This window comes from Spirillospora sp. NPDC049652 (genome assembly GCF_040675125.1).
Classification (GTDB): domain Bacteria; phylum Actinomycetota; class Actinomycetes; order Streptosporangiales; family Streptosporangiaceae; genus Spirillospora.
In genome coordinates, this window is sequence record NZ_JBFAOF010000013.1 from 14,687 (window position 1) to 30,221 (window position 15,535).

Here is a 15,535-nt window from a genome sequence, read left to right on the forward strand (position 1 = left end):
GTGGCGTTCCACTTCAGCGAACGAATCCGTTCTCTTCCGGACGTATTCGGCATCCTTCGTGAGGTCTCGCCATGGCTCCCAACCAGTGTCCCGACGATGTGGCTCTGGCTCAGCTCCGCAACGACTTCCCCGGCCATCGCATCTGGCGTTCCGCGCGCTCGGATGGACGGCTGGGTGACTGGGTGGCATCCCTGCACGACCCGGCCGCAGGGATCGACCCGACGGTGATCTGTTCCGACGCGACCGCGCTGCGCTCCGCCCTGGAAGAGGAGAGGCAGCAGGCCGCCGTGCGGAACGAGGGCCGGTGATGGCGCCCGACCCCCCGGGCGGCTCGTCACCGGAGGGGGCCGCTGGGAGGGCGGCCCCTGCGGGAGGGGAAGGAAAGGCGGCGCGGTCGGTGGGGGTTCCCCCTGCCTCGCCGGCTGCGCCGTCTTTCGAATCCTTCGGCGAACGGTGGCGGGCACGGTGGGTGTGCCGTCGTCTGGATCGGCTCGCACGGGATTTGGGACGGCTCGGCTGGGCGTCCGCACCCCGGTACTCGAATTCGCCGCCGGAACTGCTCGTCCGGTCCTCACTCACGTCCTCGGTCGGCGACACGGTGAGTGTCGTTCGGGGTGAGCGGACGTGGTGGTACCGATCGAGTACCGGGGCCTGGCTCGGGCCGTGCTACGCGCCGTCGCGTGCGGCCGAGACCGTGGGCGAACTGCTGCGGTCCTGGGGCATCAGGCCGGGCGTCGAGTGATGGACGTAGCGCCGTACGAACAGCAGGTGGCGGCAGCGCTCAAGCGTGAGTTCGGGTGCGTGCTGTCGGCCTGGCACGGGCGCGCGACGGGCAATTGGTGGGCGCTGGTGCGCCTGCATTGGGGCTCGCGGCTGGTGGAGGCTTCTACGCCTCGACAACTGCGGGAAGCGGTGATGCGGGCCGACGTCTGGCCCTGGCCGCCTGTTCGGCGTCGCACGTCATGACCTGGCTCAGCCGAGGGCGGCCCGGCTGATGCGCTTGGCGGCCTCGGCTGGGTCTGTCTCGTGGGTGCGAATGGTGAGGTCGAATCTGACGGCCTCACCATTCGTGCGTCGGTCGGCTTCGGCTTCGTCCCACGCGGCTAGCCGGCTCGTGGTGTCGGTGTCGCCGCGGTGCGTTGAGCGTGCGGCGGTCACCTCGCGTGGAGCCCATAGCCGGACGCGCGTCCAGGTGAGGGGGATGGCGGAGCTGAGGACGGCCACGCCGGGGATGTCGCCCACGTGGACGATCGGAATGCGTCCGGCGTCGGTGAGGGCGTCGATGTCTTGGCGGTCCACGGCGTAGCGGTTGCCGTAGCGCTCGGTTTCGAGGATTAGGCGGCCTGCGGTGCGGAGGGCGTCTAGTTCGGCGGGGGGCACGTAGCGGTAGCCAACGCTGCGGCCTCTCCCGGCTTTGAGCTTGGTCAGGAGGGTGAAGCGGTCGTCCAGCCGGGACAGTTCGGCCGTGATGGTGTCCTTGCCGCTGGCCGGGGGGCCGTAGAGGATGACGCCGCGCCTGGTCACGCCAGGATCTTACGCAGCGCCTCTCTCGTCTGGTCAGCGGTGCTGATCGCTGCGCCCAAGCGGTTGTCGATCGTGAGGTGGACGCTGGGCGGGCTGCTCTGAGTGTTCAGGCTCTCGGCGTACTGGTCCCAGTTGGTCAGCTTCCACGCGTCGCGCGGGGCGTCGCGGAACTCGATGTACTCGCGCATCGAGTCGGCGTCGCATCGGACCCAGATGGCCGCGACGTCCACGCCCTTCGCGCGGCAGCGGTTCGTGAGGCGGCTCAGCCACGCTTCGTCGTTGAGTTCCGTGATGAACGGGGCTGCGAGGATCGTGGAGATTCCGCAATTGATGTTGTCGTTTGCGGTATCCATGAGGCATTTGTATTCGAGTGGCCTCACGCGATCCAGGTAGAGGCTTGAGTGGCGGTCGTGAGGGTCGCCACCCATGCTTTCCAAGAGGCGTTCTGTGAGACGTCGGGTGAGCGAGTCCTTGTCCAGGAATGCCCAGCCTGAGATGTCGCCGAGGAAGCGGGCGAATTCAGTCTTTCCTGATCCGGCGTAGCCGCCGACCAGGACGACAACGGGCTTGTTCAGGCCGTCAGTGAGGGCCCGTCCTCGCCATGCGGTCACGACGCGGTTCTTCAGGACGTCGCCCGCCTCGGAGTTGCGATCCTGGGTGGCGTCGGTGACCTGGTCCAGGCCCCTGGTGATGGTGGACGCGGCCTCTTCGGTGGCGGCCGGTTCGGTCGCCGGGCTGGGGACCGGGACGGCCGCCGTGGGCTCCGTCATGCTCTCGCCGGGGAGCGGGAGGCGAAAGCCGAGGTCAGGCTCGGTCGAGCGGTACATGAGGCAGTACGCGCGCCGGTAGTGCGGGCCGGGGTAGACGGTGCCGTTCTCGTGCCGCCAGAGGGTCTGGAAGTCGTCTCCGACGTGAAGCCCGTGCCGCTCGCCGATCCGTCTGAGCTGGTCGCCCGCCGCCTCCAGGCTGAGGCCGTGGCTCTCGCGCCGCTCGCGCAGACGCTCGGGCTGCCATCCGGGACGGGGCTTGGTCGCGACCATGGGTCCACCCTTTCCGATCACTACAGAAAGCGGAGCATTCCGGGCGTTTAAATGATCTGCGCGGGGCCTGTGAAAGCGGATGTATAAACCGCTGTTCAGCATCCTGGCGAACTACGTGTGATGGGAAACCCTCGCCTTCTCCGATGGAATTTCGTCCACCGAACGGCAGCACGGACGAACCACAAGGGGGCGGTTCCCGGTGACGACGAACGGCGGACGGGGTCAGACTCCGGAAGAACGTCTGGAACTGATCCTAGAAGAGCTGGACGAGATCATTTGTCGGGTTGATCAGATCGCGGCGGCGCTGGATACACCGCCGCTTCGAGTCGGCCGACACGCTCGCCGAGGTCCCGGACGGCCGTCAGAACCTCCGAAAGCTGCTTCATGAGCGGGCCTTCGGCGTTCAGCTCGTCGGGAGTGTCGGCCTCGCTGGCGTCGCGGACGAACACGCCCTTGCCCTGCTGGCCGATCACCCGGCCCTCGGTGCGGAGCACGCCGATCGCGGACTTCACCACGCCGGTGGACGACTCGTACCGCCTCACCAGCTCGGCGATCGAGGGGAGCGCGTCGCCGGGGGCCAAGGTCCCGTCGCTGATCTGTTTCCGCAGGTCATCGGCGATCTGGAGGTATCCAGGCCGCCCGGTCTTCCTGACCATCGTCCGCCTTCCGTTGGGGCTCGCCTCCCAGTTCAGCACAGCTCGTCGACCAAGTGAACAAGGAAGTCCTTGACAGCTTGGTCGGCTAAGACGACTATGTTGTCTACGTAGTCACTCGATCACAGGAGGTCACCACATGCGGAACATCCCCGTCGACACCACGGCCTTGACGTTCGTCTGCGTCTCGCCGCCCCGTCCCAAGCTCGTCTCGCAGGAGACGGGAGAGATCAAGGTCGACAAGGAGGGCAACACCGTCTTCACGGTCGGCCTGTCCGCCGCCGACGCGATGGGCCGCGTCGAGCTGATCAACGTGTCCGTCTCCCACGACCCGGACCTGTCGATCGGGCAGGTCGTCCAGCCTGTCGGCCTGATCGGGATGGCCTGGGAGCAGAACACCGGCGGTCGGCAGCGGTGGGGGATCGCCTACCGCGCCAAGCAGCTCCACGCCGTCGCACCCACCGTCGCCGCCGTTCCCGACGCGGCCTGAGAAAGGACCGTCCCGAGATGGTGAACGTCCTCGCCCTGGTGGGCCTGGCCGCTGCTGCGGTGGCGGCCGGGCTCTGGGCCTGGCGCAAGTTCCACCCCGTGTCGTGGTGGTACGTCGTCCAGTTCCCCGGCCGCGCGGTGCTGGCCTACCTGACGTGGCATCACGTCGCGTCCGGCTGCTCGCTCACCAGAGGCCGGCGGCGGTGGCGGCTCACCCTCGACGCGCTTCCGGTCGTCGGGCAGGCCGCCAAGAGCGCGGCGACGGTCGTCCGGTACAGGCGTCGGATGCGGCGGGTCGATGTCGAGAAGGCGCCGCGTATCGGGCTGCTGCGGCCTACTCGACTCGGCTGGCGGGTGCGTGTCCGGCTCGCGGACGGTCAGGTTCCCGCGGACTACGAGAAGGCCGCCGAGGGGATCGCGCACGCCTGGCGCGTCCACTCGGTTCGGGTCGTGGACGTCCGGCCTGGGCGGGTGACGCTGTGGGCGACCATGCGTGACCCGCTGACCGAGGTCGTGGTGTCGCCGGAGACGGGCGAACTGCTCAAGGTTCGTCCGGGGAAGCTGGAGAACGGCGACGACTGGGTCATGGACTTCCGGACCATGCCGCACCACCTGAACGCCGGGGCGACGCAGTCAGGCAAGTCCACGCTCATAAACGCGATGATCAAGGGGCTTGCCCCTCAGCCGGTCGCGCTGGTCGGGTTCGACCTCAAGGGCGGCGTGGAGCTCACGCCCTACGCTCCGCGGCTGTCGGCGCTGGCCACGACGCGTCGTGAGTCGGTCGTCCTGCTGGAAGACCTGGTGGGCGAACTGGAAGACCGGATGGCGCTCTGCCGGGCCCACGGAGCGCGCAACGTCTGGAAGCTGCCGGAGGAACTGCGGCCGGTCCCCATCGTCGTCCTGGTGGACGAGGTCGCCGAACTGTTCCTGATGGCCGACAAGAGCGAGAAGGACGAGATCGCCAAGACCGGGACCGCACTGCTGCGCGTCGCCCAGCTCGGCCGGGCGTTCGCGGTCTACCTGGTGATCTGCGGTCAGCGCATCGGCTCCGACCTGGGGCCCGGCGTTACTGCGCTCCGTGCCCAGCTCTCCGGCCGCATCTGCCACCGCCTCAACGATCCCGAGACGGCGAACATGACCCTCGGCGACATGGACCCGGCCGCCCTGGACGCGGCCCGCGCCATCCCCGCCGAGACTCCCGGCGTCTGCATCGTCGCCGGTTCGGACGGCTCCTGGTACCGGGCGCGCTCGGTCTACGTCAGCGAGGAAGACGCCGAAGCCGCCGCCCGCGAGTACGCCCACCTCGCTCCGGCCTGGGGCGACCTGATCGGCTCATCGGCCCCACCTGCGTCCGCTCCGGCCTGGCCCATGGCCGCATAGCCCGCCACCTGCTCTCGGCTCGGCGTGAGCCCTGATCACGCCAGGTCCCTACCCGATCCATGCCTGAACCGCCTTGGAGGCATCCGCCGTGAACGCACGCGTCATCCCGTTCCCGCGCCGTCCGCGTCCTGCGCCTGTCGCCGTTCCCGTCTCGCCGGTCACGGTCGGTTGGGACCCCGCCCGGCGGCTCTACGTCGCACGCTGCTCGCGGTGCGCCGACGCCTTCACCGCCCTCGGCCTGGCCGACGCGGACGACTGGGCCGACGTCCACACCTGCGACGCCGAGTTGGTCGCTCTGCTCGCCGAGGTCGTCGGCGCTGGGCGGGCCGCCTGATGGGACGTCCCCGCGCGGCGCTTGCGGATTCCGGGCCGGTGCTGGTCCTGGCCGTCATCGCGGCGGCGGGCTCGTTCACCCACATCCGCGACACCGCCGACCAGCATGGACAGCACGGCCCGATGGCCTGGGCCGTCGCGGTCTGCATCGACCTGACGTGCGTCATGGCGGCCCGCGAACGCCAGCGAGACCGGCGAACCGGCCGACGCTCCGAAGCCACGGTCTCTTGGCCCGCGCTCGTCCTGGTCGGCGGCATCCTGCTCTCACTCGCCGCCAACCTCGCACAGGCCGAACTCTCGGCCTGGGGCTGGATCGTCGCCGCCACTCCGGCCGGTGCGTTCCTGGTCGCCGTCTCGATGCTCGAACGCCGCAGCGCGATGTCCCAGACGGCGAACGGCCCGGATGCCGACGCCCTGATCGTCCCGCCGTCCTTCGGCAACCCGGACGCCGTGCCGGACGCTCTCGCTCCAGCCCACCCGGAGATCACTGCTCCGACTCGTCCTGAGCCCGCTCCGCCACCGGACGGGCCCACCTCACCGCCCGCGCCGCTGGTCGCCTTCGCCCGCCGTGTCGCCGACGAACACCACGCCCGCCACGGGCACCCGATCACCGCCGAAGCCCTACGCGCCCGCCTGGGCGTCTCCGACCAACTCGCCCGCGACCTGCTCGGCCACCTGGCCGCCGCCTGAGCCCAAGGGAGAACGCATGATGACCGACCTCATCCGCCCGTTCGAGCTCTTCGACCGCCTCAAGTTCGTCATGGGTCTGCGCGCCCTGGCGACCTTCCTGGAGGAGAACCCCGGCGTCCCGGTTCCGCACGCGAGTCGTGACCTGATCGTCTTCACCAACTCGGAAAACTGCGAGTTCTGCCAGCGCGCCGAGATCGACCGGATCGCCGCCCTCCTCGACGTCATCCCGGAGGACGAGACGACCGAACGCGGCCACTACACCGCGACCAAGCACTTCGGGCCGGTCTCCTACAGGGCGGTGTTCATCCCCGAGAAGTGCCGCCGCTCCTCCAGGACCGGACGGGCCGCCTGATGCTCGCCATCCCGCCGCCTGCGGAACCGGCGCCGATGTTCTGGTACCGCTGCCGGGCCTGCGGACACTCCCGCGTCTCCGACTGGCCGGACCTGCCGTCGGACCTGGACGGAACGTCCTGCAACTCATGCGGCTCGGAAGAAATCACGCTCTTCGAGGTCGCCACCCGCCGCGCCATCCGGCTCCCGCGCCCGCTGATCCCGCCGCCCGTCCGCTACCGCTGCGCTGACTGCGGCTCCGGCGGCCTGACCAGCGACGGCAACACCTGCCCCGCCTGCCTCGGCGCGGGCTTCCTCTAGACCGTCCCGCCCGTCCGGAAAGGACCACGGCCCATGTTCTTCCGCCGCCTCGGATTCGCCGCCTTCTGGATCGTCCTCATCCTCTTCATGGTCAACAACCCCGCCATCGCCGCCCACACCACCAAGGGCATCTTCGCCCTCCTCGGCCACATCGCCGAGGGCCTGGCCCGCTTCGCCACCGCCTTCTGACCCACCTCGCCACACGACGCCCGACGCCGGGGCCGGCCGCGCACGGCCCCGGCACCCAACACAGACAGGAGGACCGCCGACCATGCCAAACTCACCCGCCGCACCGCTCGTCACCCCGCTCGCCGCGTCCTCCCTCGCCGCCTTCCTCGACCGACCCGACTACCCGCGTCTCGCCGCACGCCTCCGACGCCTCAACGGATGCGCCCAACCGATCCACCTGCGCGGCCACGTCGAACACCGCGACCCGCTGACCGGCGAACAGCTCCACCGCTACACCACCGCCCACGAACCCGGCGGCGTCCTCCGCGTCGCCTGCAAAACCCGCCGCGCCTCCCGCTGCCCCGCCTGCGCCGAGACCTACCGGGCCGACACCTACCAACTCATCCGCGCGGGCCTGGTCGGCGGAAAGGGCGTCCCCGACTCGGTGACATCGCACCCCGCCGCGTTCGTCACCCTCACCGCCCCGTCCTTCGACACAGTCCACACTCGCCGCGAGAAGAACGGCCAAGTCCAGCCCTGCCACCCCCGCCGCAACGCCGGAACCTGCTCCCACGGCCGTCCCGCGTCCTGCACCGCCCGGCACAACGCCCACGACGCTCGACTCGGCGAACCGCTGTGCCCCGACTGCTACGACTACACCGGCTCGGTCCTGTTCAACGCCCTCGCCCCGGAACTGTGGCGACGCTTCACCCTCGCGCTCCGCCGCCGGGTCGCCAAGGGCGCGGGCCTCACCCTCGCCGAACTGAACGCCGCCGCAACCCTCTCGTTCGCCAAGGTCGCCGAGTACCAGCGCCGGGGCATCGTCCACTTCCACGCCGTCATCCGCCTCGACGGCCCGGACGGTCCGACCTCACCGCCCCCGCCCTGGGCCACCTATGACGCCCTGGCCAACGCCGTCGCCCACGCTGTTCCAGCCGTCTCGGTCACCACACCCGACGCCCCCGGTGTCCTATCCCGCCGCCTCGCCTGGGGCACCCAACTCGACGTCCGCCCGATCACCACAAGCGGAGACCTCACCGACCAGGCCGTGGCCGGCTACATCGCCAAGTACGCCACCAAAGCCGCCGAATGCCTCGGCACCCTTGACCGCCGCATCGGCCCAGCCGACAACCTCAACGCCCTCCCGGTCACCCCGCACGCCCGCCGCCTGATTGCCGAATGCCTTCGCCTCGGCTCCCTCAACGAGATGGCCGCCCTCCGCCTGACCGAGTGGGCTCACATGCTCGGCTTCCGCGGCCACTTCTCCACCAAAAGCCGCCGCTACTCCACCACCCTCGGCGCACTCCGCCAGGCCCGCGTCACCCACAACGAGCAACGACACGAATTTACGACCGGCCGCCTCCCCATCACCGACGAAGACCAGGTGCTCGTTCTTGCGCACTGGTCCTTCGCCGGACGCGGTCTCTCCCCCGGCGAATCCCTGCTCACGGCCGCGCTCACCGGCCGTCCGCTTCCACACCTCACCGCCGAACAAGGGAGTAGCGCATGACCCCACTCCTGCTCACCGTCCCGGAAGCCGCCCGGGCGCTCTCGATATCCCGCAGCAAGCTCTACGAGCTGATCGCCTCCGGCGCACTCCGCTCAGTCCGCATCGATGGATCCCGCCGCGTCCCCTACGACGCCCTGACCACCTACATCAACGCCCTCATGTCCCAGAAGGAGGCTGCCTGATGACCAAAACCGCCCTCGCCACCCCCGACGAACCGGACCGCCCGAAGAAGCAGCGGAAGGCCGCCAAGAACACGCCCAAGCTCCGCGACGGCGTCATGAAGCGGGGCAACACCTGGTCCTACGTCATCCGCGTCAAGGACCCCGAGACCGGCATCTCCAAGCCCAGGTGGGTCGGCGGCTTCCCCAACGAAGAAGCTGCCAAGGAGGCTCGCGACGAAGCACGCGTCAGAGCTCGCCGCGGCGAGTACATCGACCGGAACCTGATCATCGTGGCCGACTACCTCGATGAGTGGTTGGAGAACCACGCGGTCACGATCAAGCCCAAGACGCTCTCGGACTACCGGCACCTGCTCGACCGCCACGTCAAGCCGCGCATCGGCGGTGCCAAGCTCCAGGCCGTCCGTCCCGCGCAGATCACCAAGCTCTACCGGGACCTGATCACCGAGGGAGGACGTTCCGGAACCGGCCTGTCTCCGCGCACCGTCGCCTACGTCCACGCCATACTTCGAAAGGCGTTCCGGGACGCCGTAGAGGTGGAGCAGCTCATTCCGTCCAATCCCGTCGAGCGCGCGAAGCGACCGAAGTCCCGCCCCGGAGAACTGGGGCAGATCTGGACGCCGGACCAGCTTCGGACCTTCCTCGACCACGCATCGGCTCACCGCCTTTCCGCGTTCTTCCACCTCGCCGCCTACACCGGCGCCCGGCGCGGGGAACTGCTCAATCTGCGATGGCGGGACGTCGACTTCACCGGCAGCCAGATTCACATCAAAGGCTCGGCCTCATTCGTCGCGGGGAAGCGCATCGAAGGGACGACCAAGAGCGGCCGGTCTCGCGTGGTCAGCATCGCCCCCGGAACGGTGAAGGTACTCAAGGCACACCGGGCGCGGCAGGACGCTGACCGGCTCCTGGTCGGCAAGGACTGGAAGGGAGCCGCGGCCCCCGCCGACCGGTACGTCTTCGCCACGGGGTGGGGCGAGCCGATCCACCCCGACACGGTCTCGTCCCTGATGGCGACGCTGATCAAGTCCTACAACCAGCCGAGCGAGGGGGAGCCTCCCGCCGAGCCGCTGCCCCGTGTCCGGCTTCACGACCTCCGGCACGTCCACGCGACGACGCTTCTGCTGGCCGGCGTGGCGGTGCACGTCGTCGCGGCTCGGCTCGGGCACGCGGACCCGTCCATCACGCTCCGTGTCTACGCGCACGTGATCAACGAACAGCTCGCTGAGGCGGCGGACATCTTCGCTCGGCGGATCGGCGAAGGAATGGAGTAGGGGGCGCTGTTAGCAAGCCCGTTAGCAAAGAAGGCACTTCCGAAGATCGGAAGTGCCTTCTCACCTGTGCGCACCCGAAGGGATTCGAACCCCTAACCTTCTGATCCGTAGTCAGATGCTCTATCCGTTGAGCTACGGGTGCTCGCTTCAGGTCGCTGACCTGCCGCGTTGTTGCCGTCCGGAAGTCTACCAGCTCTGCACCGAGGTGCTTGGGCGGTGGGTTTCCGTCCGTGCGACATGACCAGTGTAGGGCACCTGGGGACGTGCTCGTGCCGGGATCTCGGGGGAACCGGATGGGGCGGATGTGCGCCAAAGGGGGACTGAGCTGGAAGCCGGTGGATGGTCCGCTGTCGCCCGATACTTCCGCTCCCCCCGAACAAGGAGACTCATTCAGATGCGCATGTCCGCCACCCGCCTGATCGGGACCGTCGCCCTGGGCGGCGCCCTGCTCGCTTCCGCCGCCTGCGGGCCGCTCGACTCGGTCACCGGCGGGAACAAGAAGGCCGCGTGCGACAGCATCCAGTCGGAGCTGGCTTCGATCAAGTCCAAGATCACCTCGCCGGACGTCAACAACCTCCGGTCCAGCTCGGCCGCGAACGCCCAGCTCTACCGGGACACCGCGAGCAAGATCCGGAGCGAGGGGGCCAAGGCGGGCGGCGACGTCCAGTCGTCCTCGGACAAGGTCGCCGGCGACCTGGAGTCCCTGGCGACCGTCCTGGGCAACATCGGCGCGGGCAGGACCGGCACTCCGGACATGAGCGGGAGCCGCAACTTCATCCAGGACGCCGCCGACCTCGGCAGGGCCTGCGGCTACTCCGGCTGAGCCCGCGCACGACCGGGAGAGGCTATCCTCGTCATCGGCTTTGCCGGTTGGCCCGCCGACCGGTAGCCTGTGCTGAGCCCAACGGGCTCACATGGAGGATTCGCCTAGTCCGGTCTATGGCGCCGCACTGCTAATGCGGTTTGGGTTTACCGCCCATCCGGGGTTCAAATCCCCGATCCTCCGCCTCTGACCAGGGGCTTCGCCGAGAGCAAGATCCTCAGCGGAGCCCCTGTCGCGTTCCTAGATGTCCGGTTTGATGGGACTGGAGTGCACAGGGTGTGCACAGGATGGCGCCTGGCCGCCTCGCTTCCCGCTTCAGGACCCGCTTGAGATCATCCAAGATCGCTACTCAGCGTGTTCACCCCTCCCCCTCCGGGCGCCGTCACGGCTCGCGCCACCAGGGGCGCGAGCCAGAGTTCACTAGCGTGCGGGTACAACAAGCCTCGACGCCTGCTTGCTGCCCACCCGTCGATAGCCGATCTCCGACGGGGCTGGCCGAGAACTCCAAACAGGCCGTCACGCACGCCTCGCCTACTTGTGCCTGCCCTCAAGCCACGTCTGGCCGGGTGAGCGCCCGGCGGGCAAGGCTCATTGTGCGAATGTCAGACGTACCGCGGACTCCGGGGTTTTCTCTACGGCGCGCGACGGGCAGCGAATCGGCTGGTCACGGAGGCTCGAGAATCAGCAGACCACCCGCGTTCCACAGATGGTTCTCCATCCCATCGACCTGATCGGCCCCTTGGTCACATCTGGTTAGTAGGACCTCACCAGCACCAGTCGGCGCCAGGCGCGTGCGCTGACTCGGTTCCTGCTTGGAACCTAGAGCTCTCATAGAATCCCTGGGAGGCTCCGAAGCCCAGACAACTCCAGAGTGGGATGAAACGGACGGCCCGCTGCGCTCCTCGTATTCACTGAGTGTGATGTTTCCTGGCCATATACCGTGGCACCGGCCTCCACGGGCCGGTCCTCATTGCGGCGTCCGGGACCACTGGCGGCTCATCCTCGCCGTGATGGCGACACCGGCTCCCACGGGCCGGTCCTCATTGCGGCACGCTCCACCTGTCCGGAGGCGTCTACGTCGCCCCCGAGCGGCGTCGGCCCCCACGGGCAGGTCCTCATTGCGGCGTGTAGGCGCCGACGACCATGCTGGTCCCCATCGTGTGGCACCGGCCCCTATGGGCCGGCCTTCATTGCGGCCTGGCGGTTCGTCGGTCGACGTCGACGTCCACCTCATGGCACTGGCTCTCGCAGGGCGGTCTTGCGGCGGCGGTGGCGAAAACTGAGCTGGGCGAGCTCAATCAAGAGTTCCTGGCAGTGCCAGTTTTACCGGCTTCCTCTGCTGTCGCCGATCTGCGAGGGAGATCACGTTCAGGTCGATGACCTGGTCGCAGGACTCGGGCTCACCGGCTTGGGCCTGTGTCGTCCTTGCCTCGTCGGGCTGGGTGGAACGGCGCGGAACGACGGCCGCGACGGCCTCTGCTGCGGCCCGGGACACCTCAGGAAGGACCGAGGTGTATGTGTCCGCGGTGAACGAGTGACGGGCGTGACCGAGCGTCTCGCTGATCACCTTCATGTTGACGTTGCCCAGCAACGCCAGTGTGGCCGCGCCATGCCGAAGATCGTGGAACCGAATCGGGGGTAGGGGTCCACCCTCGATCGCCACACGGACGGCCCGTTCGCTGAGGCGGTGACGGCGCGCGATTCTCTCGACGCTCCACCCTTCCTCGTCATGCCGGCGCCGAACGGTGGCGTACTTGTCGATCAGGGCTCCGAATCGACTGTGAAGCCACTCGGGGCGGAGAGGACTTCCGTCCTCCTTCGTGAACATCCGGCCGGAGTCGGCCCAGATTTGAGGTCCAGCCGCCTCCTTTTCTCGGGCCTGCTGCGCGCGCCAGTCGAGCAGGACGGAGATGGTCGTCTCATCCAAGGCGACGGTGCGGTCACCCGCCTTCGACTTGGTGTCGTCGTATTCGTCCTCCCCCTCCTCGCCGTCGCCCTTGAAGGTTTCCCGGATGGTCAGGGTCCCTGCTCCGTGCAGGTCACTGTCGGCCCAGGACTGCCCCGCCACCTCGGCACGCCGGAGCCCCCGGAAGACCACCAGGTGGAAGAGGGCGTACAGACGCTCGTCCGCGGCGAAATCGAGGAACGCTCCCGTTTGGGCAGCTGTCCAGACCATGACCGCGCCGGGCACCTTGCCGGTCTCCTGCCACCGCTCCACGCGTTCAGCGGTCCAGACCAGCGGTTTGGGGCGTCGTCCCTTGATCCGCGGGGGCTCTACGTGCGCGATCGGGTTCTGAGTGAGCCGCTTCGATCTGACCGCCCAGTTCATCGCGGACTGGAGCACCGCATGGATCTTCATCACCCGTGCTCGCGAGAGAGGCTTCGTCTGCTTGCGTCTCGCCGCTCCACCGCGCTCAGCGCGTCGCGCCGACAGGGCTCGAACCCTCAGCAGTCGACGAAGAAGCTCACTCGGCGCCTCTCCCTCAGGCAGTGACCTGTTGATCTGTAGGACGGCTTCATACAGATCGAGGACAGGCCGGTCCTTCACGTCGACGAGCTTGAGGTGGCCGAGCCCAGGGACCAGGTAGAGACGGACGATCTCCAGGTAATCCTCATAGGTCGTCTTCGACAGACTGTCCTTCTTGGCCGGCAGCCAGACCTCTTCCAGGTACGTGTCGAACCGGAGTCTCCGGTCCTCAACGAACCCAAGGTTCTCCGCTTGACTCATCTCCGTGGAGAGTGCTGCCTGAGCTTCTTTCTTCGTTTTGTACGGACCAAGGATCGGCTGCCTTCGTTTCTCCCCCGCCCCCGCAGGCGCGTCGAAACGCGCCCACCAGGCTCCGTGATTGCTCTGAGTGATTCGAGGACACTTGCCCTGGCTGTACTTCCTGCCGGTCTCAGGATTACGGCAGCCGCACTTCTTGAACGTGGTGCCCCTCACGGGCCCTCCCCCTGAAGCCTTCCGTCCAGCGCTGCGAGGCCAAAGCGGCACCCAGCGAGCTGGTTCAGTCGTTGGGGCGGCTCTTGAGCGCGTACGACACCGCTTGGACGCTGATGCCGAGTTCGTCAGCGATCTGCGTAAGGGTCAATCCGGTGTCGCGGGCTTCCCGAAACGCCTCTCGGCGAACCGCAGCCAACGCACCGACAACCTGGCGGGCCAGAGTGGCGAGGGACTCTGCGGCGCGTGCACGGGGTATGGGTTCGAGGTCACCGAGTTGGGATACGCCGTCTTCGAGCTGTATCGACAGCCGGACAAGTCGTTCCACTGGGCGCTCTTGGAGCCCGTCGCCACCGTCTACTTGGATCTCGCTCACTCACCGCAAGTAAACCGCTACACGTTCGGTTACTTCAACCCGAGGCTTGAACTCTCGCCAGATGGTAAGGCTGCTCTCACCTGGGGACGGGCCCACCGCGTGCCGCGTCGAGGCGCCCTCGATGCCCACCGCACGCACCATCATGCGCAGGCCCGCCCCAGGCGAGGCACCTAGCGGACGGCGCTCCAGTTAGAGCCTTCCGCTCCGAGGGTCACGAGCAGCTCGGCGGTGGGGACTCGGTAACAGCCTCCGATACGGAGTATTCGGCACGGAAACGTTCCTCTCCGGGCGAGTTCGTATGCATAGCTGCGCGAAAGTCCTAGGGCTCGGCCGGCTGTGGTGAGGCTTACGACGGTGGGAAGTTCGGCGAGATCGCTCAACTTCATGGTGGTCACGAGGTCCTCCTGGTGCGGTTGTCGTCAGGTGAAGTACCAAGCGGGTGCTGCAGGTGCCGTCGGCGTCTTCCTCGAGGGCAGGACGTTTGATGCGTGAGGCGTCCAGGGCTTTCGCCTCTGGTCAGGCTGAGGTGGCTGCGCCTGGGCGGGTGGCTCCGACGTATTCGCGTTCGCGGTAGGGGTTTCCGGTGAAGGTGGTGGTGCGGACGACGTCGCCGGTTTGTGGGGCGTGGATCATGCGGCCGTTGCCGAGGTAGAGGGCGACGTGGTGGATCGTCCCGGGGTTGGTGGGGTTGTGGGCGAAGAAGAGCAGGTCGCCGGGGGCGAGTTGGTCGCGAGGGATGTGGGGTCCGGCGCGGTACTGGTCGGCGGCGATGCGGGCGAGGTGGATGCCAGCGCGAGCCCAGGCGTACTGGGTGAGTCCGGAGCAGTCGAAGCCGACGGTGTTGGCGCCTTGGGCGATACCGCGGGTGGGGCCGGAGGCGTTACCGCCGCCCCACGAGTAGGGAGTGCCGAGCCAGCGGAGGGCGGCGCGGACGGCTGCCTGGCCACGGGTCGTCGCGGTGGGGACGGCGTACTTGGCGGCGAGTGCGAGGACGCCTGTGACGTAGGCGTCGCTGTGGTTGTAGGCGTAGATGGCCGCGCGGAGATGGGTGCCGCCTTTGCCTGCGCCGTTGGCGCAGAGGTAGCGCGCGGCGGTGTGGATGGCGTCGGCGGGGTTGTAGCGGTCGGTGCGTCCGTCGTCGTCGCCGTCGGTGGCGTAGGCGGCGAAGGTGGCGGCGAGGAACTGCATCGGGCCGCCGGCTCCGGCGTAGTTCTCACCCGAGCGGACGCCGGGTTCGGGTGAGCGGCCGTGGTCGGATTCGGTTTTGCCGATGGCGGCCAGGATCGCCCAGGACAGGCCGGGGCAGGTCTGGGCCGCGTCCATGTACCAGCGCAGGTAGTCGGGCGGGATGTCGTGGCGGGCCTGCGCAGTGGGCGCGCCCGCGACGTCCCGGCCTGGGCTGCTGGACGATGCGCTGGGCACCAGGAGGAGCAGCAGCGTCAGCGAAGCGGCTCCGGCTGCGGCTGCGGCCTTCAGCATTGGGGCCGCCGCGCCAGGGCGGTGGGTG

At 68.4% G+C, this 15,535-nt stretch carries 19 protein-coding genes and 2 tRNA genes; 14 read left to right on the forward strand and 7 right to left on the reverse strand.

The window, feature by feature from the left end:
* The first annotated feature begins 71 nt into the window (after window positions 1-71).
* Window positions 72-308, forward strand: a complete 237-nt coding sequence (locus tag AB0J52_RS02195; RefSeq protein ID WP_500179717.1) for a hypothetical protein — start codon at window positions 72-74, stop codon at window positions 306-308.
* 664 nt (window positions 309-972) lie between these two features.
* Here AB0J52_RS02195 and AB0J52_RS02200 read toward each other — a convergent pair.
* The 3 genes from AB0J52_RS02200 to AB0J52_RS02210 all read right to left on the reverse strand — a co-directional run bounded on the left by AB0J52_RS02200 (window position 973) and on the right by AB0J52_RS02210 (window position 3,220).
* Window positions 973-1,524 carry a guanylate kinase gene (locus AB0J52_RS02200; RefSeq protein ID WP_500179718.1) on the reverse strand — a complete coding sequence of 184 codons (552 nt, stop codon included), beginning with the start codon at window positions 1,522-1,524 and terminating at the stop codon, window positions 973-975.
* Window positions 1,521-2,564, reverse strand: coding sequence for a P-loop nucleotide/nucleoside kinase family protein (locus AB0J52_RS02205; protein WP_500179719.1), 1,044 nt, complete (start codon window positions 2,562-2,564; stop codon window positions 1,521-1,523). Before AB0J52_RS02205 ends, AB0J52_RS02200 begins: the two co-directional genes overlap by 4 nt.
* 272 nt (window positions 2,565-2,836) lie before the next feature.
* Window positions 2,837-3,220 carry a GntR family transcriptional regulator gene (locus tag AB0J52_RS02210; RefSeq protein WP_500179720.1) on the reverse strand — a complete coding sequence of 128 codons (384 nt, stop codon included), beginning with the start codon at window positions 3,218-3,220 and terminating at the stop codon, window positions 2,837-2,839.
* Between the two features lie 136 nt (window positions 3,221-3,356).
* On the opposite strand from AB0J52_RS02210, the gene AB0J52_RS02215 reads away from it, so the two are divergent.
* From AB0J52_RS02215 to AB0J52_RS02260, 10 genes are all read left to right on the forward strand, one after another.
* Entirely contained in the window at window positions 3,357-3,707 is a 351-nt protein-coding gene (locus AB0J52_RS02215) for an SCO3933 family regulatory protein (protein ID WP_500179721.1), read from the forward strand.
* A 17-nt stretch (window positions 3,708-3,724) separates the two neighbouring features.
* Complete coding sequence (locus tag AB0J52_RS02220; RefSeq protein ID WP_500179722.1) at window positions 3,725-5,086, forward strand: FtsK/SpoIIIE domain-containing protein; 1,362 nt, start codon at window positions 3,725-3,727, stop codon at window positions 5,084-5,086.
* A gap of 88 nt (window positions 5,087-5,174) precedes the next feature.
* Entirely contained in the window at window positions 5,175-5,420 is a 246-nt protein-coding gene (locus tag AB0J52_RS02225) for a hypothetical protein (RefSeq protein WP_500179723.1), read from the forward strand.
* 38 nt (window positions 5,421-5,458) lie between these two features.
* Window positions 5,459-6,109 (forward strand): DUF2637 domain-containing protein, encoded by a 651-nt coding sequence (locus AB0J52_RS02230; protein WP_500179724.1) that lies wholly within the window; start codon window positions 5,459-5,461, stop codon window positions 6,107-6,109.
* Window positions 6,110-6,125: 16 nt separating this feature from the next.
* Window positions 6,126-6,461: a hypothetical protein gene (locus AB0J52_RS02235; RefSeq protein ID WP_500179725.1), complete on the forward strand. Its 336-nt coding sequence runs from the start codon at window positions 6,126-6,128 to the stop codon at window positions 6,459-6,461.
* Window positions 6,461-6,760 (forward strand): hypothetical protein, encoded by a 300-nt coding sequence (locus tag AB0J52_RS02240; RefSeq protein ID WP_500179726.1) that lies wholly within the window; start codon window positions 6,461-6,463, stop codon window positions 6,758-6,760. Before AB0J52_RS02235 ends, AB0J52_RS02240 begins: the two co-directional genes overlap by 1 nt.
* Before the next feature lie 33 nt (window positions 6,761-6,793).
* Window positions 6,794-6,949, forward strand: coding sequence for a hypothetical protein (locus tag AB0J52_RS02245; RefSeq protein WP_500179727.1), 156 nt, complete (start codon window positions 6,794-6,796; stop codon window positions 6,947-6,949).
* Window positions 6,950-7,031: 82 nt separating this feature from the next.
* On the forward strand, window positions 7,032-8,438 hold the full coding sequence (locus AB0J52_RS02250; protein ID WP_500179728.1) for a replication initiator: 1,407 nt from the start codon (window positions 7,032-7,034) through the stop codon (window positions 8,436-8,438).
* On the forward strand, window positions 8,435-8,620 hold the full coding sequence (locus AB0J52_RS02255) for a helix-turn-helix domain-containing protein (protein ID WP_500179729.1): 186 nt from the start codon (window positions 8,435-8,437) through the stop codon (window positions 8,618-8,620). Before AB0J52_RS02250 ends, AB0J52_RS02255 begins: the two co-directional genes overlap by 4 nt.
* The gene (locus AB0J52_RS02260) at window positions 8,620-9,891 is read left to right on the forward strand and encodes a tyrosine-type recombinase/integrase (RefSeq protein ID WP_500179730.1); all 1,272 of its coding nucleotides are present in this window, start codon (window positions 8,620-8,622) and stop codon (window positions 9,889-9,891) included. Before AB0J52_RS02255 ends, AB0J52_RS02260 begins: the two co-directional genes overlap by 1 nt.
* A 69-nt stretch (window positions 9,892-9,960) precedes the next feature.
* Here AB0J52_RS02260 and AB0J52_RS02265 read toward each other — a convergent pair.
* Window positions 9,961-10,033, reverse strand: a tRNA-Arg gene (locus AB0J52_RS02265).
* A gap of 252 nt (window positions 10,034-10,285) precedes the next feature.
* Here AB0J52_RS02265 and AB0J52_RS02270 point away from each other — a divergent pair.
* Both AB0J52_RS02270 and AB0J52_RS02275 read left to right on the forward strand, forming a co-directional pair.
* The gene (locus AB0J52_RS02270) at window positions 10,286-10,714 is read left to right on the forward strand and encodes a hypothetical protein (RefSeq protein WP_500179731.1); all 429 of its coding nucleotides are present in this window, start codon (window positions 10,286-10,288) and stop codon (window positions 10,712-10,714) included.
* Window positions 10,715-10,807: 93 nt separating this feature from the next.
* Window positions 10,808-10,897: transfer RNA gene (locus AB0J52_RS02275), tRNA-Ser, on the forward strand.
* Between the two features lie 1,111 nt (window positions 10,898-12,008).
* Here AB0J52_RS02275 and AB0J52_RS02280 read toward each other — a convergent pair.
* On the reverse strand, window positions 12,009-13,655 hold the full coding sequence (locus AB0J52_RS02280) for a tyrosine-type recombinase/integrase (RefSeq protein WP_500179732.1): 1,647 nt from the start codon (window positions 13,653-13,655) through the stop codon (window positions 12,009-12,011).
* Between the two features lie 103 nt (window positions 13,656-13,758).
* Between AB0J52_RS02280 and AB0J52_RS02285 the strand changes: the two genes are divergently transcribed.
* Window positions 13,759-14,202: a hypothetical protein gene (locus tag AB0J52_RS02285; RefSeq protein WP_500179733.1), complete on the forward strand. Its 444-nt coding sequence runs from the start codon at window positions 13,759-13,761 to the stop codon at window positions 14,200-14,202.
* Here the strand turns inward: AB0J52_RS02285 and AB0J52_RS02290 are convergent.
* The gene (locus tag AB0J52_RS02290) at window positions 14,199-14,414 is read right to left on the reverse strand and encodes a helix-turn-helix transcriptional regulator (RefSeq protein ID WP_500179735.1); all 216 of its coding nucleotides are present in this window, start codon (window positions 14,412-14,414) and stop codon (window positions 14,199-14,201) included. The genes AB0J52_RS02285 and AB0J52_RS02290 overlap by 4 nt on opposite strands.
* A 130-nt stretch (window positions 14,415-14,544) precedes the next feature.
* A partial coding sequence (locus AB0J52_RS02295; protein ID WP_500179734.1) for a C40 family peptidase occupies window positions 14,545-15,535 on the reverse strand: 991 nt, incomplete at its 5' end.